The 25,004-nt window shown below is 59.7% G+C and carries 25 protein-coding genes; 10 read left to right on the top strand and 15 right to left on the bottom strand.

Annotated features, from left to right (window positions below; genetic code table 11):
- Positions 1 to 34 precede the first annotated feature (34 nt).
- Positions 35 to 1,234, bottom strand: coding sequence for a tyrosine--tRNA ligase (gene tyrS, locus A7D21_RS14060; protein ID WP_069551959.1), 1,200 nt, complete (start codon positions 1,232 to 1,234; stop codon positions 35 to 37).
- A gap of 209 nt (positions 1,235 to 1,443) precedes the next feature.
- Between tyrS and A7D21_RS14065 the strand changes: the two genes are divergently transcribed.
- Positions 1,444 to 2,856, top strand: a complete 1,413-nt coding sequence (locus A7D21_RS14065; RefSeq protein WP_069551960.1) for a peptidoglycan DD-metalloendopeptidase family protein — start codon at positions 1,444 to 1,446, stop codon at positions 2,854 to 2,856.
- A gap of 3 nt (positions 2,857 to 2,859) precedes the next feature.
- On the top strand, positions 2,860 to 3,951 hold the full coding sequence (locus tag A7D21_RS14070) for an anhydro-N-acetylmuramic acid kinase (protein WP_053258290.1): 1,092 nt from the start codon (positions 2,860 to 2,862) through the stop codon (positions 3,949 to 3,951).
- 77 nt (positions 3,952 to 4,028) lie between these two features.
- Here A7D21_RS14070 and erpA read toward each other — a convergent pair whose 3' ends face one another.
- The gene (gene erpA, locus A7D21_RS14075; RefSeq protein WP_003176443.1) at positions 4,029 to 4,379 is read right to left on the bottom strand and encodes an iron-sulfur cluster insertion protein ErpA; all 351 of its coding nucleotides are present in this window, start codon (positions 4,377 to 4,379) and stop codon (positions 4,029 to 4,031) included.
- 164 nt (positions 4,380 to 4,543) lie between these two features.
- Entirely contained in the window at positions 4,544 to 5,578 is a 1,035-nt protein-coding gene (gene argC, locus A7D21_RS14080) for an N-acetyl-gamma-glutamyl-phosphate reductase (RefSeq protein ID WP_053258291.1), read from the bottom strand.
- A 136-nt stretch (positions 5,579 to 5,714) separates the two neighbouring features.
- Between argC and hemJ the strand changes: the two genes are divergently transcribed.
- The 6 genes from hemJ to coq7 all read left to right on the top strand — a co-directional run bounded on the left by hemJ (position 5,715) and on the right by coq7 (position 10,160).
- Positions 5,715 to 6,143 carry a protoporphyrinogen oxidase HemJ gene (gene hemJ / locus A7D21_RS14085; protein ID WP_069551961.1) on the top strand — a complete coding sequence of 143 codons (429 nt, stop codon included), beginning with the start codon at positions 5,715 to 5,717 and terminating at the stop codon, positions 6,141 to 6,143.
- 24 nt (positions 6,144 to 6,167) lie between these two features.
- Complete coding sequence (locus tag A7D21_RS14090) at positions 6,168 to 7,130, top strand: nitronate monooxygenase family protein (RefSeq protein ID WP_069551962.1); 963 nt, start codon at positions 6,168 to 6,170, stop codon at positions 7,128 to 7,130.
- Positions 7,131 to 7,195: 65 nt separating this feature from the next.
- Complete coding sequence (locus A7D21_RS14095; RefSeq protein WP_053258294.1) at positions 7,196 to 8,161, top strand: DUF805 domain-containing protein; 966 nt, start codon at positions 7,196 to 7,198, stop codon at positions 8,159 to 8,161.
- 63 nt (positions 8,162 to 8,224) lie between these two features.
- On the top strand, positions 8,225 to 9,013 hold the full coding sequence (locus A7D21_RS14100) for an SDR family oxidoreductase (RefSeq protein WP_069551963.1): 789 nt from the start codon (positions 8,225 to 8,227) through the stop codon (positions 9,011 to 9,013).
- 45 nt (positions 9,014 to 9,058) lie between these two features.
- A complete protein-coding gene (locus tag A7D21_RS14105) occupies positions 9,059 to 9,397 on the top strand; it encodes a histidine triad nucleotide-binding protein (RefSeq protein WP_003210943.1) in 339 nt (112 codons plus the stop codon).
- Positions 9,398 to 9,512: 115 nt separating this feature from the next.
- The gene (coq7, locus tag A7D21_RS14110) at positions 9,513 to 10,160 is read left to right on the top strand and encodes a 2-polyprenyl-3-methyl-6-methoxy-1,4-benzoquinone monooxygenase (RefSeq protein ID WP_053258296.1); all 648 of its coding nucleotides are present in this window, start codon (positions 9,513 to 9,515) and stop codon (positions 10,158 to 10,160) included.
- Between the two features lie 64 nt (positions 10,161 to 10,224).
- On the opposite strand, the gene A7D21_RS14115 is transcribed toward coq7, so the two are convergent.
- Positions 10,225 to 10,647 carry an OsmC family protein gene (locus tag A7D21_RS14115; protein ID WP_017138086.1) on the bottom strand — a complete coding sequence of 141 codons (423 nt, stop codon included), beginning with the start codon at positions 10,645 to 10,647 and terminating at the stop codon, positions 10,225 to 10,227.
- 249 nt (positions 10,648 to 10,896) lie between these two features.
- Between A7D21_RS14115 and crp the strand changes: the two genes are divergently transcribed.
- On the top strand, positions 10,897 to 11,541 hold the full coding sequence (crp, locus tag A7D21_RS14120) for a cAMP-activated global transcriptional regulator CRP (RefSeq protein ID WP_053258297.1): 645 nt from the start codon (positions 10,897 to 10,899) through the stop codon (positions 11,539 to 11,541).
- Here crp and A7D21_RS14125 read toward each other — a convergent pair.
- The 4 genes from A7D21_RS14125 to A7D21_RS14140 are packed head-to-tail and all read right to left on the bottom strand — an operon-like array spanning position 11,538 to position 14,761.
- On the bottom strand, positions 11,538 to 12,233 hold the full coding sequence (locus A7D21_RS14125; protein WP_053258298.1) for a lipoate--protein ligase family protein: 696 nt from the start codon (positions 12,231 to 12,233) through the stop codon (positions 11,538 to 11,540). The genes crp and A7D21_RS14125 overlap by 4 nt on opposite strands.
- Before the next feature lie 42 nt (positions 12,234 to 12,275).
- Positions 12,276 to 13,112 carry an indole-3-glycerol phosphate synthase TrpC gene (gene trpC, locus A7D21_RS14130; protein ID WP_053258299.1) on the bottom strand — a complete coding sequence of 279 codons (837 nt, stop codon included), beginning with the start codon at positions 13,110 to 13,112 and terminating at the stop codon, positions 12,276 to 12,278.
- Positions 13,109 to 14,158: an anthranilate phosphoribosyltransferase gene (trpD, locus tag A7D21_RS14135; protein WP_053258300.1), complete on the bottom strand. Its 1,050-nt coding sequence runs from the start codon at positions 14,156 to 14,158 to the stop codon at positions 13,109 to 13,111. Before trpD ends, trpC begins: the two co-directional genes overlap by 4 nt.
- Before the next feature lie 9 nt (positions 14,159 to 14,167).
- Positions 14,168 to 14,761 carry an aminodeoxychorismate/anthranilate synthase component II gene (locus tag A7D21_RS14140; RefSeq protein ID WP_069551964.1) on the bottom strand — a complete coding sequence of 198 codons (594 nt, stop codon included), beginning with the start codon at positions 14,759 to 14,761 and terminating at the stop codon, positions 14,168 to 14,170.
- Between the two features lie 423 nt (positions 14,762 to 15,184).
- Between A7D21_RS14140 and estP the strand changes: the two genes are divergently transcribed.
- Positions 15,185 to 17,107, top strand: a complete 1,923-nt coding sequence (gene estP / locus A7D21_RS14145) for an esterase EstP (RefSeq protein WP_069551965.1) — start codon at positions 15,185 to 15,187, stop codon at positions 17,105 to 17,107.
- A gap of 135 nt (positions 17,108 to 17,242) precedes the next feature.
- Here the strand turns inward: estP and trpE are convergent, their stop codons facing one another.
- The 7 genes from trpE to A7D21_RS14180 form a co-directional block, all read right to left on the bottom strand.
- Positions 17,243 to 18,724 carry an anthranilate synthase component I gene (trpE, locus tag A7D21_RS14150; RefSeq protein ID WP_053258303.1) on the bottom strand — a complete coding sequence of 494 codons (1,482 nt, stop codon included), beginning with the start codon at positions 18,722 to 18,724 and terminating at the stop codon, positions 17,243 to 17,245.
- Between the two features lie 68 nt (positions 18,725 to 18,792).
- On the bottom strand, positions 18,793 to 19,611 hold the full coding sequence (locus A7D21_RS14155) for a phosphoglycolate phosphatase (RefSeq protein ID WP_053258304.1): 819 nt from the start codon (positions 19,609 to 19,611) through the stop codon (positions 18,793 to 18,795).
- A complete protein-coding gene (gene rpe / locus A7D21_RS14160; protein WP_046035020.1) occupies positions 19,608 to 20,282 on the bottom strand; it encodes a ribulose-phosphate 3-epimerase in 675 nt (224 codons plus the stop codon). Before rpe ends, A7D21_RS14155 begins: the two co-directional genes overlap by 4 nt.
- An 83-nt stretch (positions 20,283 to 20,365) precedes the next feature.
- Complete coding sequence (locus tag A7D21_RS14165; RefSeq protein WP_053258305.1) at positions 20,366 to 21,514, bottom strand: iron-containing alcohol dehydrogenase; 1,149 nt, start codon at positions 21,512 to 21,514, stop codon at positions 20,366 to 20,368.
- 150 nt (positions 21,515 to 21,664) lie between these two features.
- Complete coding sequence (locus A7D21_RS14170) at positions 21,665 to 22,489, bottom strand: ABC transporter permease (protein WP_017739612.1); 825 nt, start codon at positions 22,487 to 22,489, stop codon at positions 21,665 to 21,667.
- 12 nt (positions 22,490 to 22,501) lie between these two features.
- Complete coding sequence (locus A7D21_RS14175; protein ID WP_069551966.1) at positions 22,502 to 23,734, bottom strand: ABC transporter permease; 1,233 nt, start codon at positions 23,732 to 23,734, stop codon at positions 22,502 to 22,504.
- 197 nt (positions 23,735 to 23,931) lie between these two features.
- Positions 23,932 to 24,972, bottom strand: a complete 1,041-nt coding sequence (locus A7D21_RS14180) for an ABC transporter substrate-binding protein (protein WP_053258307.1) — start codon at positions 24,970 to 24,972, stop codon at positions 23,932 to 23,934.
- Positions 24,973 to 25,004 lie beyond the last annotated feature (32 nt).

Raw genomic sequence — 25,004 nt, forward strand, 5'->3', positions numbered from 1 at the left:
AGATATAATTCGCCGTCAACACCTAATTCCAGCTTTATTCGGATTTGAGCGTAATACGCGCAAATGCCTTCTTGCCAGCCTGGCAAACATGGGTAGCGCCCAGCTCGTATATAAAGGTGCGATCGACAACCTCACCATCTATACGCACACCACCGGAACCCAAAAGGTCGCGAGCAACCGCAGAGTTCTTCACCAGGCCCGCCTTATTAAGGACGGCAGCGATCGGCATCGCTTCAGCAGCAGTCAATTCGATCTCCGGCAGATCATCCGGCAGCTCGCCATCCTTCATACGGTTACCCGCCGCACGATGAGCACTCGCCGCAGCCTCCTCACCGTGGAAGCGCGCAACAATCTCCTCCGCCAACTTGATCTTCACATCACGCGGATTGGCGCCCGCCTCGACTTCAGCGCGCAGCGCATTAATCTCATCCATCGAACGGAAGCTCAGCAGCTCGAAGTAACGCCACATCAGCGCATCTGGAATCGAAACCAGCTTGCCATACATAACACCCGGCGCTTCCTGGATACCCACATAGTTACCCAAGGACTTGGACATCTTCTTGACGCCATCCAACCCCTCCAGCAACGGCATGGTCAGAATGCACTGAGCCTCTTGGCCGTATGCGCGCTGCAACTCACGCCCCATCAGCAGGTTGAACTTCTGATCGGTGCCGCCAAGCTCAACGTCCGCGCGCAGTGCCACCGAGTCATACCCTTGTACCAGCGGGTAAAGAAACTCATGAATCGCGATAGGCTGATTGGTGGAGTAGCGCTTGTCGAAATCATCACGCTCAAGCATGCGCGCCACAGTGTACTGGGAGGTGAGGCGAATGAAATCTGCCGGCCCCATCTGGTCCATCCAGGTGGAGTTGAATGCCACCTCGGTCTTGGCCGGATCGAGAATCTTGAACACCTGAGTCTTGTAGGTCTCGGCATTGTCGAGAACCTGCTCACGCGTCAACGGCGGGCGCGTGGCGCTCTTGCCGCTCGGATCACCGATCATCCCGGTGAAGTCACCTATAAGGAAGATGACCTGGTGCCCCAGTTCCTGGAACTGGCGCAGCTTGTTAATAAGCACCGTATGACCCAAGTGCAGGTCTGGCGCCGTTGGATCGAAGCCAGCCTTAATACGCAGGGGCTGGCCACGCTTGAGCTTTTCGATCAGCTCGGCCTCGACCAACAGTTCTTCCGCACCACGTTTTATCAGCGCTAGCTGCTCTTCAACCGACTTCATAACAGACCCGCAAGGCTCAGATTCAAAAGGGAACCAACCATACAAGATCAGGGACTAATTACAAGTTTTGCCCTGCGCACGGACACCGTTCAGCAAGCCCAGCGTTCGCGAGCTTGCGCCACAGATGATTTGGTTATATTTTATACAGTTATTTCATCTTCATCATGTCATTCATCTTTTCCATTTCATCTTCAAAGTCAAAATTACTTATGACCACAGAACCGTCTAAAGCGCCGCCGCTTTACCCGAAGACCCACCTGCTCGCCGCAAGTGGTATCGCCGCCCTTCTCAGCCTGGCACTCCTGGTATTCCCTTCCAGTGACGTAGAAGCCAAACGAACATCCCTGAGCCTTGACCTGGAAAGTCCAGTTGAACAACTGACACAAGATCAAGACGCTTCTGACGCGCAACAAGCCACAAACGCGCCAGCCGATTCACCGTTTGCACAGATAGAAAGCACACCCGAAGACACTCAACACGCCGCTCAAGAGCCGGCTGCAGCGGTCCCCCCAAAGAATCCCCTGCACCTCGAAGTCATCGTCGCCAAAGGCGATACGCTTTCAACGCTGTTCGAAAAGGTCGGCCTGCCCACCTCTGCTGTTAATGAGGTGCTGGCCAGCGATAAACAAGCCAAGCAATTTACCCAGCTCAAACACGGCCAGAAGCTTGAGTTCGAATTGGCGCCCAATGGCCAACTGAAGAACCTGCACAGCAATGTCAGCGACCTCGAAAGCATTACCCTCACCAAGGGCGCCAAAGGCTTTGCCTTCAACCGCATCACCACCAAACCGGTAATGCGCTCAGCTTACGTGCACGGTGTGATCAACAGTTCATTGTCACAATCGGCCGCCCGCGCCGGCTTGTCACACAGCATGACCATGGACATGGCCAGCGTATTTGGCTACGACATCGATTTCGCCCAGGACATTCGCCAGGGTGACGAATTCGACGTGATCTACGAACAGAAAGTCGCCAACGGTAAGGTGGTCGGCACCGGCGCCATTCTTTCCGCGCGCTTCACCAACCGTGGCAAGACCTACACCGCTGTTCGCTACACCAACAAACAAGGCAATAGCAGCTACTACACCGCTGATGGCAATAGCATGCGCAAAGCCTTCATCCGCACGCCAGTGGACTTCGCTCGCATCAGTTCGCGTTTCTCCATGGGTCGCAAGCATCCAATCCTCAACAAAATCCGCGCCCACAAAGGCGTCGACTATGCCGCTCCACGTGGCACGCCAATCAAAGCGGCCGGTGATGGCAAGGTCCTGCTGGCCGGACGTCGCGGTGGCTACGGCAATACCGTGATCATCCAGCACGGCAACACCTACCGCACGCTGTACGGCCATATGCAAGGGTTTGCCAAAGGCGTCTCCACGGGCAGCAACGTGAAGCAAGGCCAGGTGATCGGCTACATCGGCACTACCGGCCTGTCCACCGGCCCGCATTTGCACTATGAGTTCCAGGTCAACGGCGTCCACGTCGACCCATTGGGCCAGAAGCTGCCGATGGCCGACCCTATCGCCAAAGCCGAGCGCGCGCGCTTCCTGCAACAAAGCCAGCCATTGATGGCACGCATGGACCAGGAGCGCTCTACCCTGCTGGCCTCGGCGAAGCGTTAAGGTATGCCGCTCTATATAGGCGTGATGTCCGGGACCAGCCTCGATGGCCTGGACATCGCTCTGATCGAGCAAGCCCCGGCGATCAACTTGATCGCCACTCACTACATTCCTATGCCTGAAACCCTGCGCGCCGAACTGCTAGGCCTGTGCGCCAGCGGCCCTGACGAAATCGCCCGCTCGGCGATTGCCCAGCAACACTGGGTGACACTTGCAGCCCAAGGCATCCACGCCTTGCTGGCCCAGCAGAACCTCACGCCTCAGGACATTCGCGCAATTGGCAGCCACGGCCAGACCATTCGCCACGAACCTGCACGGGGCTTTACCGTACAGATCGGCAACCCGGCCCTGCTGACCGAGCTGACTGGCATTACCGTCGTCAGTGATTTTCGCAGTCGCGACGTTGCCGCCGGAGGCCAGGGTGCACCATTAGTGCCGGCCTTTCATGAAGCATTATTCGGGGAACGTACCGGCAACCGCGCGGTGTTAAATATCGGCGGGTTCAGCAACCTCAGCCTGATCGAGACCGGCAAACCTGTAGCCGGCTTCGACTGCGGCCCAGGCAACGTGTTGCTTGACGCCTGGATTAACCATCAACGTGGCGAACAGTTTGATCGCGACGGCCAATGGGCCGCCAGTGGCAAAGTCGAGACTCAGCTGCTCAACGCGCTGCTCAGCGACCCCTTCTTCCTGACCAGGGGCCCGAAAAGTACCGGCCGTGAAGTCTTCAACCTGGGATGGCTGCAACATCACCTCGGCCGATTGCCGGCGTTTCAACCCGAGGATGTACAAGCAACCCTGCTTGAGCTGACCGCATCGACCATCGTCGAGTCCCTGCAAGCCGCACAAGCCGACACCGAAACCTTGCTGGTCTGTGGTGGCGGCGCGCATAACGCCGCACTGATGAGCCGTCTGGCGGCGCTGTTGCCGTCCACCCAAGTGAGCAGCACCGCCACTTACGGCGTGGACCCCGACTGGGTTGAAGCCATGGCCTTCGCCTGGCTGGCCCATTGCTGCCTGGAAGGCATCGCCGCCAACCGCCCGAGCGTCACCGGCGCACACGGGCTGCGGGTGCTGGGCGCGATCTACCCCGCCTGACCACCCTGCAAAATCTGCAGACAGCAAAACGCCGCGTGGCCCATTAAGCCATGCGGCGTTTTTGTATCCGCTGCCGATCAGATCGAGAACGAAGACCCGCAACCACAGGTGGTGGTGGCGTTTGGGTTCTTGATCACGAAACGCGAACCTTCAAGCCCTTCCTGGTAATCCACCTCGGCACCTGCCAGGTATTGGAAGCTCATCGGGTCCACGACCAGGCTGACGCCCTCGCGCTCGACGATGGTGTCATCATCGGCTACATCTTCATCGAAGGTAAAACCGTACTGAAACCCTGAACAACCGCCGCCCGTAACAAATACGCGCAGCTTCAAGCGATCATTACCCTCTTCATCGACCAGGCTCTTCACCTTGTGCGCAGCACCGTGGGTGAATTGCAAAGCCGTGGGGGTGAAGGACTCAACGCTCATGCTGATAATCTCCCGGCGTACCGCCGCCATATGCGTAATGACGGGCATTATCCGCTTCTCCTAGAAAAGCGGTCAACTATTGTTACGGTATATCAATCTGCGCTGCCGCCATTAAAAACACAAAAGGCCCGATCAACGGGCCTTTTGAAATCAACCGCGAAGCCTTAAGGCAACATGCCCGCATGGGACAAGCCCAGCTTCTCGTCCAGGCCGAACAGGATGTTCATGTTCTGCACCGCCTGGCCCGACGCGCCTTTGACCAGGTTATCGATCACCGACAACACCACCACCAAGTCGCCATCCTGCGGCCGGTGAATCGCGATACGGCACACGTTGGCGCCGCGCACGCTGCGGGTTTCCGGATGGCTGCCGGCAGGCATTACATCGACGAACGGTTCGTTGGCATAACGCTTTTCAAACAGCGCCTGCAGGTCTACCGAGCGATCGACAACGGTTGCGTACAGCGTGGAGTGAATGCCACGGATCATCGGCGTCAGGTGCGGAACGAAGGTCAGGCCCACATCCTTACCGGCAGCACGACGCAGCCCCTGGCGGATTTCCGGCAAATGACGATGTCCTTTTACTGCATAGGCCTTCATGCTTTCCGAGGTCTCGGAGTACAACGAACCCACGGCAGCACCACGACCGGCGCCGCTGACGCCCGACTTGCAGTCCGCAATCAGGCGCGAAGTGTCCGCCAACCCGGCTTCCAGCAATGGCAGGAACCCCAACTGCGTCGCGGTGGGATAGCAACCCGGCACCGCAATCAGGCGCGCCTGCTTGATGTGCTCGCGATTGACTTCCGGCAGGCCATACACCGCTTCCTCCAACAACTCAGGCGCGCCGTGCGGCTGGCCGTACCACTTGGCCCACTCATCGGCGTCCTGTAGACGGAAGTCAGCCGACAGATCAATGACTTTGGTCCCGGCAGCCAGCAGTTCGCCAGCCAGTGCATGGGCCACTCCGTGCGGGGTAGCAAAGAACACCACATCACACGCGCCGAGGGTCTTGATGTCCGGAACGCTGAATGCCAGGCCGTCATAGTGACCTCGCAGGTTCGGGTACATGTCGGCAACGGCCAGCCCGGCCTCGGATCGGGAGGTGATGACCACCACCTCAGCTTGCGGATGCTGAGCCAACAGACGCAGCAATTCGACACCGGTGTAACCCGTGCCGCCGACGATACCGACCTTGACCATAAACCTGCCCTCAACGAACCCACTGGAAAGCCGTCGATAATAGGGGCCGTATCGTCCTGCGACAACCGTCAACGTGACGTAAGGGCGCATGAGCCACTACTATCTTCAGTTACCGTGAACCTGGGAATAACTAGAAATGCTCTATCTATGGGTCAAAGCCTTCCACATCGTCAGCATCGTCTGCTGGTTTGCCGCGCTGTTCTACCTGCCACGCCTGTTCGTCTACCACGCACAAAGTGAAGACACCGTCAGCAAAGAACGCTTCAGCGTCATGGAGCGCAAGCTGTACCGCGGCATCATGGGCCCGGCGATGATTGCCAGCCTGGTGTTCGGGGCTTGGCTGATCTACCTCAACCCCGCCATCTTTCAATCCGGCGCGTGGATCCACGCCAAGCTGACGCTGGTGGTACTGCTGATCGGCTACCACCATATGTGCGGCGCACAGGTAAAACGCTTCGCCCGTGGCGAAAACACCCGCAGCCACGTCTTTTATCGCTGGTTCAACGAAGTGCCCGTTCTGATATTGCTGGCTATCGTAATTTTGGTCGTGGTCAAACCGTTCTAATTCCAATTACTCGGGGTACCTCCAATGTCATTGCCTGCTTTGCTCGAACAACGTCTGCGCTTGCCCGTCGTGGCTGCGCCGATGTTTCTGATTTCCAACCCGCAACTGGTCCTGGCTTGCTGTCGCAATGGGGTGGTCGGGAGCTTCCCGGCGCTCAACCAGCGCGAAAGCAGCGGTTTCAAGGCCTGGCTGGAAGAAATCGAAGCGGGCCTGGCACAACTGGACAACCCTGCGCCGTATGCCGTGAACCTGATCGTGCACAACAGCAACCCACGGCTGGAAGCCGACCTGGCGATCTGCGTCGAGCACAAAGTACCGATCGTCATCACCAGCCTGGGCGCAGTAAAGGAATTGGTCGACGCCGTGCACAGCTACGGCGGCCTGGTGTTTCACGATGTCACCACTCGGCGCCATGCCGAGAAAGCCGCAGAAGCCGGTGTTGACGGCCTGATTGCCGTGGCTGCAGGTGCCGGCGGCCATGCGGGCACGTGGAGCCCATTTTCGCTGATTGCCGAGATTCGCCAATTCTTCGACAAGACCCTGCTGCTGGCCGGTTGCCTCAACCATGGGCACGAGATTCTCGCCGCCCAGGTGCTGGGCGCTGACCTGGCGTACTTCGGCACGCGCTTTATCGGCACGACTGAAAGCCACGCCCCGGATGCCTATAAAGAGATGCTGCTCACATCGCGCGCCGCCGACATCGTGCACACTCCCGCAGTCTCTGGCGTACCCGCGAGCTTTATGCGCCAGAGCCTGGAAAACGCCGGTTTCGACCTCGCTGCCTTACAAGGCAAAGGTGAAGTAAACTTCGGCTCCAAGCTCAAACCGTTGAGCGACGAGGCCAAAGCCTGGAAAACTGTATGGTCCGCCGGCCAGGGCGTCGGTGAGATTAATGATTTGCCCAGCGTCGATGAACTGATTGCCCGCCTGGATGCCGAATACCGCAAGGCTCGCGAGCAGGCGGCACAACTTCGCTGGCCACGCTGACAACCGTCAGGCCTGTCTACTGCAGGCCTGGATAACCTCCCTGATTAAGAGACAAGGATGCCCGCATGAGCGACAACCGTTTCAAGATTGTGTTTGACGGGGCCTTGCTCCCGGGTGTCGAAAGCACCACTGCCAAGCTCAACCTCGCCGAACTCTTCAAAAGCGACGTGGCAGCCATCGAAAAGCTTTTTACCGGCCGCCCGGTTGCGCTCAAGCGTGACCTGTCCCGTTCCGATGCCGAAACTTACCTCACAGCACTGAAAAACGCCGGGGTCGATGCACGTATCGAACCTGAGCAACCCGTGGCATTCAGCCTGGCCGAAGCTCACGAGACGGATAGCAGCGCGTCTGACTTCTCACGCTCCGCTACTTCGCCCTACGCTCCACCGCGCGCCGCAGTGGGTGACCACACCGAGGAATACTCGACACTCAAGGTCTTCACTATCAACGGGCGTATCGGGCGTCTGCGGTATCTCGCCTGGACGCTGGTGTTGACCCTGGCAATGCTGGTCGCTGGCGGCATCATCAGTACCGCGAGCTTTGCCGTGGCGACCGCCTCGCCGACCGCCGGCATCATTCTCGGCTCGCTGCTGGGCTTCGCGCTGGTTGTTGCGATTGTCTGGGTCAGTGTGCAAATCGGTGTGCAACGCCTGCACGACCTGGGTTGGTCGGGCTGGCTGTGGTTCCTGCACCTGGTGCCCCTGGTGAACAGCGTCTTCCCGATCCTGTTGCTGGTGTTGCCGGGTAACGCCGGCGCCAACCAATACGGCGCACCGCCTCCGCGCAACTCCACTGCAGTGAAAGTGTTGGCGGCCCTGTGGCTGGCATTCATTCCGGTGATGTTCGCCATTCTGGTGACGCTGGGTATGAACGGCTACTTGAACCAACTCGAAGCCAATATGGACAGCAGCTACGAAAGCAGCTCCATCACCTCCGATGACGCCACCGATCAAAGCGTCACCGTTGATGAAGAAGACAGCGCGCAAAGTGCTGAGGACACAGCCGAACCTGTAGACTCTCCAGAACAGTGAAGAAACGCCCGCCGCCTGTGATGCCTCTGTCACAGGCCCGGCGGCGTTGCGATGGAGAAAGGCATGACCCGTTACGCTCTGATCACCGGCGCATCCAGCGGCATCGGCCTGGCTTTGGCCGAAGCACTGGCTCGTCGCGGCCGCAGCTTGATTCTGGTGGCCCGCCAGCGTGATCAGTTGGAAAGCATTGCAATCGAATTGACTCAACGCTTTGGCGTCGAGGTGCTGTTTCGTGCCTGCGACCTGGGCGAGCCGTTGCGCTTGTCCGGGTTTCTGCTGGAGCTTGAAGAAGGTGAGCGCCAGATAGACCTGCTGGTCAATTGCGCCGGTATGGGCACCAGCGGGCCGTTCCTGGCCCAGGACTGGATGACCGAGCAAGACCTGATCGAAGTCAACATCCTGGCCCTCACGCGTATGTGTCATGCCCTGGGTAACGCCATGGCCCTGAATGGTGGAGGCCAGATTCTCAACGTTGCCTCGGTCGCGGCCTTTCAACCGGGCCCATGGATGAGCAGTTACTACGCCAGCAAGGCTTATGTGCTGCACTTCTCCGAAGGCCTGCGCGAAGAGCTCAAGACCTGCGGCATCAAGGTCTCGGTCCTCTGCCCCGGCCCGACACGCACTGCGTTCTTCGGCACTGCGCAAATGGACACCGCCAAGCTCGACCGCAGCCAACAGCTGATGAGCCCGGAAGAAGTCGCGCTCTACACCGTGCGCGCACTGGAAAAAAACAAAGCCATCATCATTCCCGGGCGGCGCAACCGTTGGCTGGCCTTCAGCCCGCGGTTCAGCCCACGCTGGCTGACGCGCAAGATTGCCGGCGCGATCAACAAGGCCTATTGCCCACGCTGACTGGCTGGGTACACTCCCCTGCACTTTCACAATGGAGAAACAGCTGTGGATACTCTGTTCACCAAGATCATCAACAGGGAAATACCCGCGAAGATCATCTATGAAGATGACCAGGTCCTCGCCTTCCACGATATTGCCCCAATGGCGCCCGTGCATTTTCTGGTAATTCCGAAAAAGCCGATTCGTACGCTCAACGACCTTACCGAAGAAGACAAAGCCCTCGCTGGCCACATTTTGTTCACCGCTCAGCGATTGGCGGTGGAGCAAGGCTGCGAGAAAGGCTTTCGCGTGGTCATGAACTGCAATGAGGATGGCGGCCAGACCGTTTATCACATTCATATGCACGTGCTGGGTCAGCGCCAGATGAACTGGCCACCGGGCTGATCGACCTGCAACAACGGTCGCAGCCCGGGGCTGCGACCCTATGCCCTGACTCAGCGCAAACGCATCACCCTGTCTTGCGGTAAACTGGCCGCCGAGATTCTTTCCGGAGGTCAGCATGACTACCCAACGTCACTACTCGCCGATTGACCGTCTGTTGCTGCAAGCCGACACGGCCATGCGCACGCTGTTGCCGTTCAGCGGCCAACCGTACCGCCCATCGCCGGCCATCGTGCAGCCCGACGCGCAGATGAGCGAAACCGACACCCGTCATGTTGCCGGCCTGATGCGCATCAACCATACCGGCGAAGTCTGTGCCCAGGCGTTGTACCAAGGCCAGGCGCTGACCGCCAAGCTGCCGCAAGTACGCGCAGCGATGGAACATGCGGCCGAAGAAGAGATCGACCACCTGGCCTGGTGCGAGCAACGTATTCGCCAGCTCGGCAGCCACCCCAGCGTGCTCAACCCACTGTTTTACGGTTTGTCGTTCGGTATCGGCGCGGCTGCCGGGTTGATCAGCGACAAGGTCAGCCTCGGTTTTGTCGCCGCCACGGAACATCAGGTCTGCAAACACCTGGATGAACACCTGGAGCAACTGCCGGCCGAAGACGAAAAGTCCCGCGCCATTCTTGAACAAATGCGCATTGATGAAGAACATCACGCCGATAGCGCACTGGATGCCGGCGGCTTCCGCTTCCCGGCACCGGTGCGGTTTGGCATGAGCCTGCTGGCCAAGGTCATGACCAAAAGCACCTATCGAATCTAAGTGCCTCAAAACTGATCCACAAAAAAGGGCGCTATCGAAGCGCCCTTTTCTTTTGCCGTGTGTCTCAACCCAACTCGATGATCTCGTAATCATGAGTGATCGCTACACCAGCCGCACCGAGCATGATCGACGCCGAGCAATACTTCTCGGCAGACAGCTCGATGGCACGCTTGACCTGAGCCTCTTTCAGCGCCCGGCCCTTCACCACGAAATGCATGTGGATCTTGGTGAATACCTTGGGATCTTCAGTGGCGCGCTCGGCTTCCAGGAAGGCTTCGCAGCTTTCCACGGCCTGACGGGATTTCTTCAGGATGCTGACCACGTCGAAATTGCTGCAACCGCCGACACCCAGCAGGAGCATTTCCATGGGGCGTACGCCCAGGTTACGGCCACCGGCGTCCGGCGGGCCATCCATGACCACTACATGGCCACTGCCCGACTCACCGAGGAACATGGCCTCGCCCGCCCATTGGATGCGTGCCTTCATCGCCCAGACTCCACTGCTAAAAAAGGGTCGCCAGCTTAGCACAGGGCTTTGAAACCGCAGCGTCCAGCATGAAAGTGATAAATAGCAGTCTCTGCCGAGCAAATTCCTTAATCGAGGCAGAATGTGTCTGTTAAGCTGGCGCCAATTCAATGGCGCATTGCCATCCTTTGTACAGCGTGTATCAATGCCGACGCCGCTGGATAGAAAAATAAATCCAACCACACCGTGCAGTCTTTCCGGGATACAACCATGGTTGCTCTTACTCCCACACCCAAGATCAAGAACCTCGACAAACTGTTGATGCATTGCCAGCGCCGGCGCTATCCGGCCAAGCACAACATCATCTGTGCGGGCGAACGTTCGGAAACACTGTTCTTCATTATCAAGGGCTCGGTCACCATCCTGATTGAGGATGAAGATGGCCGCGAAATGATCATCGCCTACCTCAATACCGGCGATTTCTTTGGGGAACTGGGCCTGTTTGAACAGGCGGGCAAAGAGCAGGAACGCAGCGCCTGGGTGCGGGCCAAGATCGAGTGCGAAGTGGCTGAGATCAGTTACACGAAGTTCCGCGAACTGGCCCAGCATGATCCCGACATCCTGTACGCCCTGAGCGGTCAGATCGCCCAACGGCTGCGCGACACCACCCGCAAAGTCGGCGACCTGGCGTTCTTTGATGTTACCGGCCGCGTGGCCCGTTGCCTGCTGGAACTGTGTAAGCAACCAGACGCCATGACCCATCCTGACGGCATGCAGATCAAAGTCACGCGCCAGGAAATCGGGCGCATTGTCGGCTGCTCACGGGAAATGGTCGGTCGCGTGCTCAAGGACCTGGAAGAACGCAACCTGGTGCACGTCAAAGGCAAGACGATGGTGGTGTTCGGTACGCGTTAAACCGGCAGGAACCCGGCCAGCATCTGACGGTACAACGCATCCAGCCGGGTGATCGCATCCGGCGCGGGAAACGCTTCGTGCAAGGCAATATGGCTGTCGGCACGCACCCGCTGGTCGAGGCCACACGCTTCATTGAAGCGATTGACCGCCGCAATCAACGCCTCGCGATCGTTATCCAGCAATAAAGCACCGTGCACCAACCCCACCGGCCGCCCGCCGCTCTGCCGCCAGCGCTGGGCGGTGCCCACCATCTTGCGACCATTGAGGTTGACGTTGTAACGGCCGTCGCAGAAGGCGCCGTCAATCTCACCGACACTGGCATCGCCACCCAACTCAATCAGAAAGTCACAGATCGGCTGGCACAAACGCTGGTAGCCGGTTTCGATCCGCCCTTGATCGCCTTCACTGCGCGGTGGCGCGTAAACCAGCGCGATATTAACGGTCGCGGCGGACTGCGGCACCGGCTCACCGCCGGTTTCGCGCAGCAATACCGGCCAACCGGCCTCGGCCGAGATCTGGCTGGCCGCATCAAACGCCGGCAAGCGGCTCAACCGGCGCGGCATGACCAAGGCCTGATCACTGGGCTGCCAAAACAGCAGGCCAAATGCTTGCTCGCCCGCGCAAACGGCCGCCAGCAGGTCTTGCTCGGCGGCAAGGCCTGCTTCAACTGTCATCGGCACTGGCTTGAGCATCGAACACCTATCGCCATAAATAGACACACAACCGCACTTCAATCAATCCAGGGTCGAACCACTGACGGCCACGCCACGCTCAGGGAAGAACAGACGTTGCAGTTCCGCGCCCGGGTTCTCGGCGCGCATGAAGGTCTCGCCCACCAGGAACGAGTACACACCGCTGATTTCCATCAGTTCAACGTCGGCGCGGTTGACGATGCCACTTTCGGTAATCACCAAGCGGTCGCGCGGAATACGTGGCAGCAGGTCGAGCGTGTTTTCCAGGCTGACCTCAAATGTATGCAGGTTACGGTTGTTGACCCCCACCAACGGTGTGTCGAGGGTTTTCAGCGCTCGCTCAAGTTCGTCGCCGTCGTGCACTTCGACCAGCACATCCAGGCCGACGCTTTTGGCGACTGCCGCCAACTCTGCCATTTTCACGTCATCCAGCGCCGAGACGATCAGCAACACACAGTCGGCGCCCAAGGCACGGGCTTCGACGATCTGGTAAGGGTCGACCATGAAGTCCTTGCGGATCACCGGCAACTTGCACGCAGCGCGGGCCTGCTGCAGGAACAGATCGGAACCCTGGAAGAAATCGATATCGGTCAGCACCGACAAACACGTGGCGCCGCCCTTCTCGTAGCTCTTGGCAATGTCTTCAGGAATGAAGATCTCGCGAATCACGCCCTTGCTGGGTGAAGCTTTTTTGATCTCAGCAATGACGGCGGGCTGCTTTTCCTTCGCCTGCTTGATCATCGCATTGGCAAAGCCACGCGGAGCATCGGCGCTTTTCGCCAGGCTTTCCAGCTCGGCCAGGCTGACACGGGCGCGACGCTCGGCGACTTCTTCAGCCTTGCGGGCCAGGATCTTTTCCAGAACGGTCGGAACACTCATCCTTCATTCTCCATTTTGAACACCGCAGTAAAGGCACCCAGTTCTTCGAGTTTCTCGCGAGCGAGCCCGGTATGCAAAGCATCATGAGCGAGGGCCACGCCCTCTTTAAGACTGTAGGCATGATCCGCGGCATACAGCGCCGCGCCGGCATTGAGCACAATCATTTCTGCCGCTTTCTGGCCATTTTCAGTCTTGCGGCGCCCCAAAGCATCACGAATCAGCTCCAGGGACGCTGCCGGGCTCTCCACTGAGAGTCCATGCAAACTCTGGCTTTTCATGCCGAGGTCTTCAGGTTCGACCCAATATTCAGTGACCTGATCGTTCTTCAGCTCCGCCACAAAGGTCGGTGCCGCCAGGCTGAACTCGTCCAGGCCATCTTTGGAATGCACCACCAATACATGCTTGCTGCCCAGGCGCTGCAGCACTTCAGCCAATGGCCGGCACAGGGCCTGGCTGAACACGCCTACCACCTGATGTTTCACACCGGCCGGATTCGTAAGCGGGCCAAGCATGTTGAACAGGGTACGCAGGCCAAGGTCCTTGCGCGGGCCGGCGGCGTGTTTCATCGCGCCGTGATGGGATTGGGCAAACATGAAGCCAATGCCGACGCTGTCGATGCAGCGAGCCACTTGTACGGGCGTGAGGTTCAGGTAGATCCCGGCGGCTTCCAACAAGTCGGCACTGCCGCTTTTGCCGGAGACCGCACGGTTACCGTGTTTGGCCACGGTGCAGCCGGCCGCTGCGACCACAAAGGACGCCGCCGTGGACACGTTGAAAATATTCGCACCGTCACCGCCGGTGCCGACCACATCGACCACACCGTCGAGGGTCTTGAGTTCGACCTTGTCCGCCAGCTCCCGCATGACCGATACGGCACCGACGATTTCGTCGATGCTTTCGCTCTTCATGCGCATCGCCATCATGAACGCGCCAATCTGCGCATCGGTGCATTGGCCAGTCATGATCTCGCGCATCACATCGCTCATTTCAGCGGTGCTCAGGTCCAGGTGGCCGACGATACGGCTCAGGGCAGTCTTGATATCCATGGAAAGTCCTTAGCGCGTGCCGCCGCTTTGCTTGAGAAAGTTGGCGAACAGCTCGTAGCCCTGCTCGGTCAGGATTGACTCGGGGTGAAACTGCACCCCTTCGATATTCAGTGTCTTGTGGCGCAGGCCCATGATCTCGTCGACGGAGCCGTCTTCCAATTGGGTCCAGGCTGTCAGCTCCAGGCACTCGGACAGGGTTTCACGCTTGACCACCAGCGAGTGGTAACGGGTTACCGTCACCGGCAGGTTCAACCCGTGGAATACACCGAGGTCTTTATGGAACACCGGGCTGGTCTTGCCGTGCATCACCTGGCGGGCGCGCACCACATCACCGCCAAAGGCCTGGCCGATGGACTGGTGGCCCAGGCACACGCCCAGAATCGGCAATTTGCCGGCGAAATACTGGATGGCTTCGAGCGAAATGCCCGCTTCGGTCGGCGTGCAAGGGCCAGGCGAAACCACAATACGCTCCGGGTTCAGGGCAGCGATTTCGGCAACCGTCAGTTCATCGTTACGCACCACCTTGACCTCGGCACCGAGTTCGCCCAGGTACTGCACAACGTTGTAGGTAAAGGAATCGTAGTTATCAATCATCAGCAACATGTGGGTTCAAACCTCTTGAATTCACTGATTTCGAATGACCGCCTTCCAAGAGAGTGTCCCGCTGCCAGACGCACGTTCCGGTTGCCAGGGTTAGCCGGCAAGGGGCGTCGAACAACGGGTGAAGAAGGCAAATCGGTACAGGTCCGGCCGGGCCGGCAGAGAAAAATGTCAGGCGCGCCAACGCCAACGGGCGTGTGCCTTGACTACTCGCATCAAGAGTTTGCTGATGATCAACACGGGAAGGGTCTCATTCATACGTTCAGGCACAGTAACGTAGCCTCGCCAGCGGTGCAATATGGAGCAGCGAATACGGGGGAATCACTACGGTGTCTTTATAGGAAAAAATAGTTTTCTTCGACGAAAACCCTCACTACATTGCTAGTGTTTCGCATCCGATACAAAAACAACTAAATGGAATTTCGCATGCTCAGACCACCGTTGTTCGCACCCCTCGCCGGCGCCCTCTTGTCCCTGGCCTGCGCGCAGGCGTTTGCAGCCCCTTCACCCTATTCAACCATGGTCGTTTTTGGCGACAGCCTGGCAGACGCCGGCCAGTTCCCCGATGGCTCGGCCGGCGCCACTTTGCGCTTCACCAACCGCACCGGGCCGACCTTTCAGGGCAACTATGGCCTTGTCTCATCGACCCTCCTGGGTTCGAAACTGGGTGTCGCACCTAACGACCTGAATGCCTCCACCTCGCCGGTTCGCGCGGCACAAGGCCTGCCTGACGGGAACAACTGGGCGGTCGGCGGCTACCGTACCGACAACATCCTGGACTCCATCACCTCAGTCTCCAATGCAGCGATTCCACCTGGAAACCCCGGCGGCGGTACCGTTTTGCGCAGTCGCCAGGGTTATCTGCCGGCAAACGGCGGGCGGGCCGACCCGAACGCGCTGTATTTTCTGTCCGGTGGCGGCAATGACTTCCTGCAAGGGCGTGTGCTCAGCCCCGGTCAAGCGGTTGCCGCAGGTGGGCGCCTGGCCGACAGTGCCCAAACCCTGCAACAGGCCGGGGCGCGGTACATCATGGTGTGGATGCTGCCCGACCTGGGCTTGACCCCCGCCATCAACGGCACGCCAGCGCAGGCAGCAAGCTCGGCCCTGAGCGGGATCTTCAACCAGTCACTGGTGCAACGCCTGTCGCAGATCGATGCCCAGATCATCCCGCTGAATATTCCGCTGCTGTTAAACGAAACCTTCGCTGACCCGGCCCGCTTTGGCTTGGCCACCGGGCAAAACCTCACGGGCACCTGCTTCAGCGGCAACAGCTGCACCGCCAACCCGATCTACGGCATCGGCGGCACCCAGCCGGACCCAACCAAGCTGATCTACAACGACTCGGTCCACCCCACCATTGCCGGCCAACAACTGATCGCCGACTACGCCTATTCCCTGCTTGCAGCCCCTTGGGAAATCACCTTGCTGCCGGAGATGGCCCAAGGCACCTTGCGCGCCCACCAGGATGAACTGCGCAACCAATGGCAGGCCGACAACGGCAACTGGCAAGCCGTCGGCCAATGGCGCGCGATCGTGGCCGGTGGTGGCCAGCACCTGGACTTCGATGATCAACGCAGCTCGGCCAGTGGCGACGGCAGTGGCTACAACGTGAATGTCGGCGGCAGCTACCGGCTCGACGACAACTGGCGCGTCGGTGTGGCCGCCGGGCTGTATCGCCAGACACTCGAAGTCGGCGCACGCGACTCGGACTACACGCTCAACAGCTACATGGGCACCGCCTTCGCTCAATACCAGCAAAATCACTGGTGGGCCGATGCGGCGCTGACCGGCGGCAAGCTGGACTTCGACAGCCTCAAGCGCAAGTTCGCCCTGGGCGTCAGTGAAGGCTCCGAAAAAGGCGACACCGATGGCTGGCTCTGGGCCTTGAGCGGCCGAGTGGGCTACGACATTGCTGGAGCCGGCAGCGATTGGCACCTGTCACCGTTTATCAGCGCCGACTATGCGCGGGTCGAAGTGAACGGTTACTCGGAAAAGGACAACCGCTCCACGGCACTGACGTTTGATGACCAGCAACGCGACTCCAAGCGTCTCGGCGTCGGCCTGCAGGGCAGCTACCGCGTCACCCCGCAAACCCAGGTGTTTGGTGAAGTGGCCCACGAGCACGAGTTCGAAAACGATGCTCAGAAGGTAAACATTTCACTCAACAGCGTGCAGGGAATCGACTTCAAGCTGGACGGCTACACACCTCGCAGCAATTCGGATCGCCTGAACCTCGGCATTAGCCACAAGCTGACTCAGGAACTGGCGTTGCGGGCGGTGTATAACGTGAGGAAGGATGACAGCCTGACCCAGCAAGGAGTGAGTGTCGGGGTGAGTCTGGATTTCTGATGAAGTCTTAAGGACAGTAGATACCAATGTGGGAGCGGGCTTGCTCGCGAATACGGTGGATCAGCTACTTATTCAGTGACTGACACTGCGCATTCGCGGGCAAGCCCGCTCCCACATTTGGATCTGGGTCGACCGTTAACCCTGAGGAGTCTGCTCGGCCAACGCCACAGCCCGAAACATCGCGCGGCGTTTGTTCAGTGTTTCTTCCCATTCGAGCGCCGGCACCGAGTCAGCAACAATCCCGCCACCGGCCTGTACATGCAGCTCGCCATCCTTGATCACGGCGGTACGGATCGCAATCGCGGTGTCCATGTTGCCGTTCCAGGCGAAATACCCCACAGCGCCGCCGTATACACCACGCTTGACCGGTTCCAGTTCGTCGATGATTTCCATCGCGCGAATCTTTGGTGCACCCGACAACGTGCCCGCCGGCAGAATCGCGCGCAACGCGTCCATGGCGGTTAACCCGGCTTTCAGCTCGCCGGTGACGTTGGACACAATGTGCATCACGTTGGAATAGCGCTCGATCACCATCTTCTCGGTCAGCTTCACCGAACCGATTTCCGAAACGCGCCCGGTGTCGTTACGCCCGAGGTCGATCAGCATCAAGTGCTCGGCAATTTCCTTGTCGTCGCTGAGCAAGTCCTCTTCCAGCGCCAGATCAGCCTCTTCGGTCGCGCCACGCGGGCGAGTGCCGGCGATCGGGCGCACGGTAATCAGATTGTCTTCGACGCGCACCAGCACTTCCGGCGAACTGCCCACCACGTGGAAGTCACCGAAGTTGAAGAAATACATGTACGGCGTCGGGTTGAAGCAACGCAGCGCGCGATACAGATCGATCGGCGCAGCCTTGAAGTCGATGGACATGCGTTGCGACGGCACCACCTGCATGCAGTCACCGGCCAGGATGTATTCCTTGATCGTGTCGACCGCGCGCTCGTAGTCATCCTGAGTAAAGCTTGAACGAAAGATCGGGTCGGCAGCCGGCGGCCGGCTGAGGTCCAGGCCACGACGCGGGGTGATCGGCTGGCGCAGTTTTTCCAGCAAGGCTTCCAGGCTGGCCTGGCCTTGCTCGAAGGCATCGGCCTGGGAAGGGTCAGCGAGGACAATTGCGTGCATCTTACCGGCGAGGTTGTCGAACACCACCACCGCGTCAGAGACCATCAGCAGAATGTCCGGCACGCCCAGCGGGTCTGGATTCGGGCATTTGCCCAGGCGTTTTTCCACATAACGCACGCAGTCGTAGCCGAAATACCCCACCAGGCCGCCGTTAAAGCGCGGCAGGCCGGCAATGGTCGGCACGTTGTAGCGCGCCTTGAACGCTTCGACGAAGGCCAGCGGGTCTTCGACGTCGTGGCTTTCGATCTCGACGCCGTCCTGGGTAATGCTCACATGGTGGTCATGCACGCGCAGCACGGTGCGGCACGGCAGGCCAATGATCGAGTAACGGCCCCATTTCTCGCCGCCCTGTACCGATTCCAGCAGGTAGGAATTGGGCTCGTCGGCCAGTTTCAGGTAGATCGACAGCGGCGTATCGAAGTCGGCCAAGGTTTCGCAGGCCAAGGGGATACGGTTATAGCCGGCAGCGGCCAAACGCAGGAATTCTTCGCGGATCATGAGGTGCCTCGTGGCTTGAGGGTCAAACGGTCAGGTGTGCAAACATGCCGCAGCGCGGCCAGGATCAGTCAGGCGCGCCAACGCCAGCGGGCCAGGGCCTTGATGACTTTCATCCAGAGTTTGCGAGTGACCACCACGATGGGATTTCCAGAAGGGGACGGTTCGGTATCGGGCAACGTTATCTCAGCGCCCGCTCCCAAGCAACCGGGGATTAGCAGTCGCAGGTCATCTATCACCAGTGCCGGCGATTCTTCGGCAATCGGCCGACCATGGTTGTAGCCGTAACTCAGGGCCACGCACTGCACACCGGCGGCTTTTGCGGCCAGCACGTCACTGCGCGAATCGCCGACAAACAACGATTGGGATGCCGGAATGTTGGCCATTTTCATCACGAAAAACAGCGCCGCCGGGTCGGGTTTCTTCTGCGGCAAGGTATCGCCACCGATGATCCAGCGGAAATAACGGCCGATTTTCATCTGGTCCAACAGCGGCGCGACAAAGCGCTCCGGCTTGTTGGTGATCAGGGCCATTTCCACGCCCTGCTTGTGCAGCCACTTGAGCGTATCGCGCACGCCGGGGTAAACCACGGTCAGTTCGTGACTGCTTTCATAGGCTGCATTGAACAATTCCAGGGCATGTTCGGCCTCGACATCATCGACGCCTTCAGCCTCGATATGGTTGGCCAGGGCCCGGCGCACCAGCATCTGCGCGCCATTGCCGACCCACTCGCGTACCGACTCGATACCCGCCGGCTTGCGCCCCAGCTTGAGCAGCATCTCGTCCACCGCCGCCGCCAGGTCTGGCACCGAGTCGATCAACGTACCGTCCAGATCGAACATCACCAGCCGTGGCAGTTTGCCGGGGAACAGCCGCTCAAAACCGCTCATGGACGCGCCAGCGCGAGTTCGGCACGCATCTTGTCGATGACTTCCTGGTAGTCCGGGGCGTTGAAGATCGCCGAGCCGGCCACGAAGGTGTCGGCCCCGGCAGCGGCGATCTCACGGATATTGTTGACGTTGACCCCACCGTCGATTTCCAGGCGGATATCACGGCCCGACGCATCGATCAGCGCGCGGGCTTCGCGCAGCTTGTTCAGGGTGCCGGGGATGAACTTCTGGCCACCGAAGCCTGGGTTGACGCTCATCAGCAGGATCATGTCGACCTTGTCCATCACGTACTCAAGCACGCTCAACGGGGTCGCCGGGTTGAATACCAGGCCCGCCTTGCAGCCGCCTTCGCGGATCAGTTGCAGGGTGCGGTCGACGTGCAGCGAGGCTTCCGGGTGGAAGGTGATGTAGGTCGCACCAGCGTCAACGAAGTCGCCGATGATGCGATCCACCGGGCTGACCATCAGGTGCGCATCAATCGGCGCGGTGATGCCGTACTTGCGCAGTGCCGCGCACACCATCGGGCCGATGGTCAGGTTCGGCACGTAGTGGTTGTCCATGACATCGAAGTGCACGAAATCGGCACCGGCGGCCAATACCTTGTCCACTTCCTCACCCAGGCGGGCGAAATCGGCGGAGAGAATCGATGGAGCAATGACGAAGGGCTGCATGACGCACCTTTTTGAGCTAAATCACGATGGCGCGCATTGTATACCTCATGCTTTGCCGCGCGCACCGTGACCTCACTCAACAGTTAGTAAGCTGCCCGGTAGATTTTCTCGATATCCGCTGCGCTGAGCTGGCGCGGGTTGTTGCGCATCAGCCGCTCGATACCCGCCGCCTCCGTGGCCATGGCCGGGATTGCATCCTCGGGTATCCCGAAGCTGCGCAGGCCCGCCGGGATCTCGACTGCGGCACACAGTCGCGTCATTGCCTCAACCGCCTGGTCGGCTGCGTCGTTGATGCTGAGCCCGGTGACATTGACGCCCATCGCCTGGGCAATGTCCTGCATGCGCTCGACACACGCCAGCTTATTCCAGTGCATCACGTAGGGCAGCAACAGCGCATTGCTCACGCCGTGGGCAATATTGAATCGCCCGCCCAGCGGGTAGGCCAACGCATGCACCGCGCCCACTCCAGCGTTGCCGAACGCCATACCGGCCATCAGGCTGGCGGTGGCCATGTCGTCGCGGGCCTGCAGGTTGGCCGGGTTGGCGTAGGCCTTGGGCAGCGCATTGGCAATCAGCTTGATCGCGCCAATGGCCAACGCATCGGTAATCGGCGAGGCATTCAGTGACAGGTAGGACTCGATGGCATGCACCAATGCATCCACGCCACTGGCGGCGGTGACACTGCGCGGGCACGTGAGCGTCATTTGCGGGCTGATCAACGCGACATCCGGCAGCAGGTAATCGCTGACGATGCCTTTTTTCAGTTGCGCCACTTTGTCCGAGAGGATCGCCACATTGGTCACCTCCGAACCGGTGCCGGCCGTGGTCGGGATCGCGATCAACGGCGGCCCCTTGCGCGGCACCTGGTCGATGCCGAACAAATCCGCCAGGGCGCCGTGGTAACCGGCATAGGCCGCGACACTTTTGGCAATGTCGATAGCGCTGCCGCCGCCCACCCCGATCAGGCCGTCATGCCCGCCTTCGCGGTACGCACGCATGCAGTCTTCGACGATGGCGATTTCCGGGTCGGGCAGCACACGATCAAAAATCTCGTAGGTGCGCTCGCCCAAATGCTCAAGCGCCAGCGCCACGGTGCCGGACTTGACCAGCGCGGCGTCCGTCACGATCAGTGGGTTATCCACATCCAAACGCGTGAGCTCGGCGGCCAACTGCTCGATGGCACCGGCGCCGGTCAGCAGTTTGTGGGCGATCTTGAATGAGGAAGTGCTCATGTGCGCGGCCTCTTGTTATTAATGGGCTTGCACAAGAGTAGCTGAGGCACATGGGTTGTCTGCCATTCAGCGGCTGAATGGTCATTATCTGAATAAACACACCCCCATGTGGGAGCACGCCCGCTCCCACAGGTTGATCTCGGTTTGGCTTCAGACCTGCGCGGTGCGCAGTTTTTCGCTGCGGCCTCGCAGCCATTCCAGGGTCAGCAACAGCAACACCGAGAAGGCAATCAGCAAGGTCGCCGCGGCAGCAATCGTCGGGCTGAGGTTTTCACGGATGCCGCTGAACATCTGCCGCGGCAAGGTCGCTTGCTCAGGGCCGGCAAGGAACAGCGTCACGACCACTTCATCGAATGACGTAGCGAACGCAAACAGCGCCCCGGAAATCACCCCCGGCGCAATCAACGGCAAGGTCACCCGACGAAACGCGGTCAACGGCGAGGCGCCCAGGCTGGCGGCAGCTCGCACCAGGTTATGGTTGAAACCCTGCAAGGTCGCCGACACCGTGATAATCACAAACGGCACGCCCAGCACCGCATGCACCACGATCAGCGAGAAGAAACTGTTGCCCAGCCCCAACGGTGCAAAGAACAGGTAACTGGCCACGCCGATAATCACCACCGGCACCACCATCGGCGAAATGACCAGCGCCATCACCAACGCCTTGCCGGGGAAGTTGCCGCGCGTCAGGCCAATCGCCGCCAGGGTGCCGAACACCATTGCCAGCACCGTGGCCGCCGGGGCAACGATGATGCTGTTCTTCAGTGCGCGCATCCATTCGGCCGAGGCGAAGAAGTCCTGGTACCAATGCAGCGAGAAACCTTGCAGCGGGTACACCAGGAAACTGCCACTGTTGAACGACAGCGGAATAATCACCAGCACCGGCAATATCAGGAACAGCAGGATCAAGCCGCACAAGATCCGCAAGCTGTAGAACCACACCCGTTCCACCGGTGACATATAAGGGCTCAGCATCGCAAGGTCTCCTCAGCTCAGGCGCAGGCGACTGGCGCCCACCAGCCGGTTGTAGATCAGGTACAGCAGCACGGTCGCCAGCAGCAGTAAGCCGCCCAACGCCGTGGCCATGCCCCAGTTGATGCTGGTGTTGGTGTAGAAGGCCACAAAGTAGCTGACCATCTGGTCGTTCGGGCTGCCCAGCAGCGCCGGCGTGATGTAGTAACCAATCGCCAGGATGAACACCAGCAGGCAACCGGCGCCGACACCGGCATAGGTCTGCGGGAAGTACACGCGCCAGAAGCTGGCGAACGGGTGGCATCCCAGCGAGATCGCCGCCCGCATATACGTGGGCGAGATGCCTTTCATCACGCTGTAGATCGGCAGGATCATGAACGGCAGCAGGATATGCACCATGGAGATGTACACGCCGGTGCGGTTGAAGACCAATTCCAACGGTTTATCGATCAGGCCCACACTCATCAGCGCGCTGTTGATCAGCCCACCGGATTGCAGCAACACAATCCACGCTGCCACGCGCACCAGGATCGAGGTCCAGAACGGCAGCAACACCAGGATCATCAACAGGTTGCTTTTGCGTGCCGGCAGGTTGGCCAGCAAGTAGGCCAATGGGTACGCCAGCAACAGGCAGATGAAGGTAATCACCAGGCCCATCCAGAACGTGCGGGCGAAGATGTCCAGGTAGATCGCCTGGTCCGGCGTTGCCGGGGCCACTTCGCCGAGGTCATCGATGCGGTGATCGACGGCCGCCAGCAGGTAGTAAGGCGTAAGGCTGCTGGTATTGCGCCGGATTGCCTGCCAGTACGCCGGATCGCCCCAGCGCTCGTCGAGGGTTTCCAGCGCCTGTTTATAAGAGGCGGGCGCTTCGGTAAAAGGCAGCGACCGCGCGGTTTTGGTCAGCAGGCTGCGATAGCCGGCCAGTTCCATGTTCAAGCGTTTGGACAGGTCGCCCAGTGTCTGGTTTTTACGCGCTTCGCCCAGGTCTTCGCTGAGGGCCTGATACACCGGCTCACCCGGCAGACCACGACCATCCCAGGTCTTTACCGCCACCACGGTGCGCGGTAAACCACCCACCACTTCCGGGTTGCCGACGCTTTTGTAAAGCAGCGCAACGATCGGCACCAGGAACACCAGCAGCAAAAACAGCACCAATGGCGCAATCAACGCTTGGGCCTTCCAGCGGTTGAGCCGCTCGGCACGCGCCAGGCGCTGCTTGAGGGTGGGGCTGGGAATGGCGATAACCATGGCAAACTCCGGAACTTAAAAATGAATGCGCTCTGCCCAACACAACAGGCCCCCAATGGGAGCCGGGCTGTGTGGGAGCGGGCTTGCTCGCGAATACGGTGGATCAGTCTCTTCACGCGCTGACTGTCACATCGCATTCGCGAGCAAGCCCGCTCCCACACTTACCGGTTCGCACAAGGATTTAGCGGTATTGCGGGTTACTTAGCCGCCCACGAATTGAAGCGCTGCTCCAATTGCTCGCCGTTATCCGCCCAGAAACTCACGTCGATCTGCACCTGGTTGGCAATGTTTTCCGGAGTGGTCGGCATATCCTTCAACACATCCTTGGCCAGCAACGGCACAGCCTGGGTGTTGGCCGGGCCGTAGGCGATGTTTTCCGAATAGGTCTTCTGCTGTTGCGGCTGCACCGAGAAGGCGATGAACTTCTTCGCGGCTTCCGCGCGGTCCTTGGCCAAGCCTTTAGGGATGGCCCACGCATCGAAGTCGTAGATGCCGCCGTTCCAGACCACTTTCAGGTTGCTCTCTTTTTGCACGGCGGCGATGCGCCCGTTGTAGGCAGAGCTCATCACCACGTCGCCAGAAGCGAGGTACTGTGGCGGTTGTGCGCCAGCTTCCCACCATTGGATCGACGGTTTGAGTTCATCCAGCTTCTTGAATGCACGGTCCTGACCATCTTTGCCGGCCAGCACTTTGTACACGTCCTTGGGGGCCACGCCGTCAGCCATCAAGGCGAATTCCAGGGTGTACTTGGCGCCCTTACGCAAGCCGCGCTTTCCAGGGAATTTCTTGGTGTCCCAGAAATCCGCCCAACTGGTCGGTGCGCTGGCCAGCTTGTCGGCGTTGTAGGCCAGCACGGTGGACCACACAAAGAAGCCCACGCCGCAGGGCTGAATCGCGCCCTTCACGTAGTCCGCCGTATTGCCGAACAGTTTGGGGTCGAGCGGCTCGAACATGTCTTCGTCACAGCCACGGGACAGTTCCGGCGACTCCACTTCCACCAGGTCCCAGGACACGCTCTTGGTGTCGACCATGGCTTTGACCTTGGCCATTTCACCGTTGTACTCACCCGCGACGATCTTGCCGTTGCCCGCGCTTTCCCACGGCGCGTAGAAAGCCTTGACCTGGGCCGCCTTGTTCGCGCCACCAAAGGACACGACCGTCAGGTCCGGGCCTGCCATGGCCTGTGTCGCGCCCATCAGGCCTAAAACCAGGGCGGAATATTTAAGGGATCTCAACATTGTTGTTCTCTCCACGTGCAGGGTTGGTGAAG

Origin of the sequence: Pseudomonas sp. AP19 (assembly GCF_001728855.1) — a bacterium.
GTDB classification, from domain to species: domain Bacteria; phylum Pseudomonadota; class Gammaproteobacteria; order Pseudomonadales; family Pseudomonadaceae; genus Aquipseudomonas; species Aquipseudomonas fluorescens.

Excerpts from the sequence above, each read along its gene's own strand:
- tyrS (WP_069551959.1), bottom strand. The coding sequence starts at position 1,234 with ATGAAGTCGGTTGAAGAGCAGCTAGCGCTGATAAAACGTGGTGCGGAA.
- A7D21_RS14065 (WP_069551960.1), top strand. The coding sequence starts at position 1,444 with ATGACCACAGAACCGTCTAAAGCGCCGCCGCTTTACCCGAAGACCCAC.
- A7D21_RS14070 (WP_053258290.1), top strand. The coding sequence starts at position 2,860 with ATGCCGCTCTATATAGGCGTGATGTCCGGGACCAGCCTCGATGGCCTG.
- erpA (WP_003176443.1), bottom strand. The coding sequence starts at position 4,379 with ATGAGCGTTGAGTCCTTCACCCCCACGGCTTTGCAATTCACCCACGGT.
- argC (WP_053258291.1), bottom strand. The coding sequence starts at position 5,578 with ATGGTCAAGGTCGGTATCGTCGGCGGCACGGGTTACACCGGTGTCGAA.
- hemJ (WP_069551961.1), top strand. The coding sequence starts at position 5,715 with ATGCTCTATCTATGGGTCAAAGCCTTCCACATCGTCAGCATCGTCTGC.
- A7D21_RS14090 (WP_069551962.1), top strand. The coding sequence starts at position 6,168 with ATGTCATTGCCTGCTTTGCTCGAACAACGTCTGCGCTTGCCCGTCGTG.
- A7D21_RS14095 (WP_053258294.1), top strand. The coding sequence starts at position 7,196 with ATGAGCGACAACCGTTTCAAGATTGTGTTTGACGGGGCCTTGCTCCCG.
- A7D21_RS14100 (WP_069551963.1), top strand. The coding sequence starts at position 8,225 with ATGACCCGTTACGCTCTGATCACCGGCGCATCCAGCGGCATCGGCCTG.
- coq7 (WP_053258296.1), top strand. The coding sequence starts at position 9,513 with ATGACTACCCAACGTCACTACTCGCCGATTGACCGTCTGTTGCTGCAA.
- A7D21_RS14115 (WP_017138086.1), bottom strand. The coding sequence starts at position 10,647 with ATGAAGGCACGCATCCAATGGGCGGGCGAGGCCATGTTCCTCGGTGAG.
- crp (WP_053258297.1), top strand. The coding sequence starts at position 10,897 with ATGGTTGCTCTTACTCCCACACCCAAGATCAAGAACCTCGACAAACTG.
- A7D21_RS14125 (WP_053258298.1), bottom strand. The coding sequence starts at position 12,233 with ATGCTCAAGCCAGTGCCGATGACAGTTGAAGCAGGCCTTGCCGCCGAG.
- trpC (WP_053258299.1), bottom strand. The coding sequence starts at position 13,112 with ATGAGTGTTCCGACCGTTCTGGAAAAGATCCTGGCCCGCAAGGCTGAA.
- trpD (WP_053258300.1), bottom strand. The coding sequence starts at position 14,158 with ATGGATATCAAGACTGCCCTGAGCCGTATCGTCGGCCACCTGGACCTG.
- A7D21_RS14140 (WP_069551964.1), bottom strand. The coding sequence starts at position 14,761 with ATGTTGCTGATGATTGATAACTACGATTCCTTTACCTACAACGTTGTG.
- estP (WP_069551965.1), top strand. The coding sequence starts at position 15,185 with ATGCTCAGACCACCGTTGTTCGCACCCCTCGCCGGCGCCCTCTTGTCC.
- trpE (WP_053258303.1), bottom strand. The coding sequence starts at position 18,724 with ATGATCCGCGAAGAATTCCTGCGTTTGGCCGCTGCCGGCTATAACCGT.
- A7D21_RS14155 (WP_053258304.1), bottom strand. The coding sequence starts at position 19,611 with ATGAGCGGTTTTGAGCGGCTGTTCCCCGGCAAACTGCCACGGCTGGTG.
- rpe (WP_046035020.1), bottom strand. The coding sequence starts at position 20,282 with ATGCAGCCCTTCGTCATTGCTCCATCGATTCTCTCCGCCGATTTCGCC.
- A7D21_RS14165 (WP_053258305.1), bottom strand. The coding sequence starts at position 21,514 with ATGAGCACTTCCTCATTCAAGATCGCCCACAAACTGCTGACCGGCGCC.
- A7D21_RS14170 (WP_017739612.1), bottom strand. The coding sequence starts at position 22,489 with ATGCTGAGCCCTTATATGTCACCGGTGGAACGGGTGTGGTTCTACAGC.
- A7D21_RS14175 (WP_069551966.1), bottom strand. The coding sequence starts at position 23,734 with ATGGTTATCGCCATTCCCAGCCCCACCCTCAAGCAGCGCCTGGCGCGT.
- A7D21_RS14180 (WP_053258307.1), bottom strand. The coding sequence starts at position 24,972 with ATGTTGAGATCCCTTAAATATTCCGCCCTGGTTTTAGGCCTGATGGGC.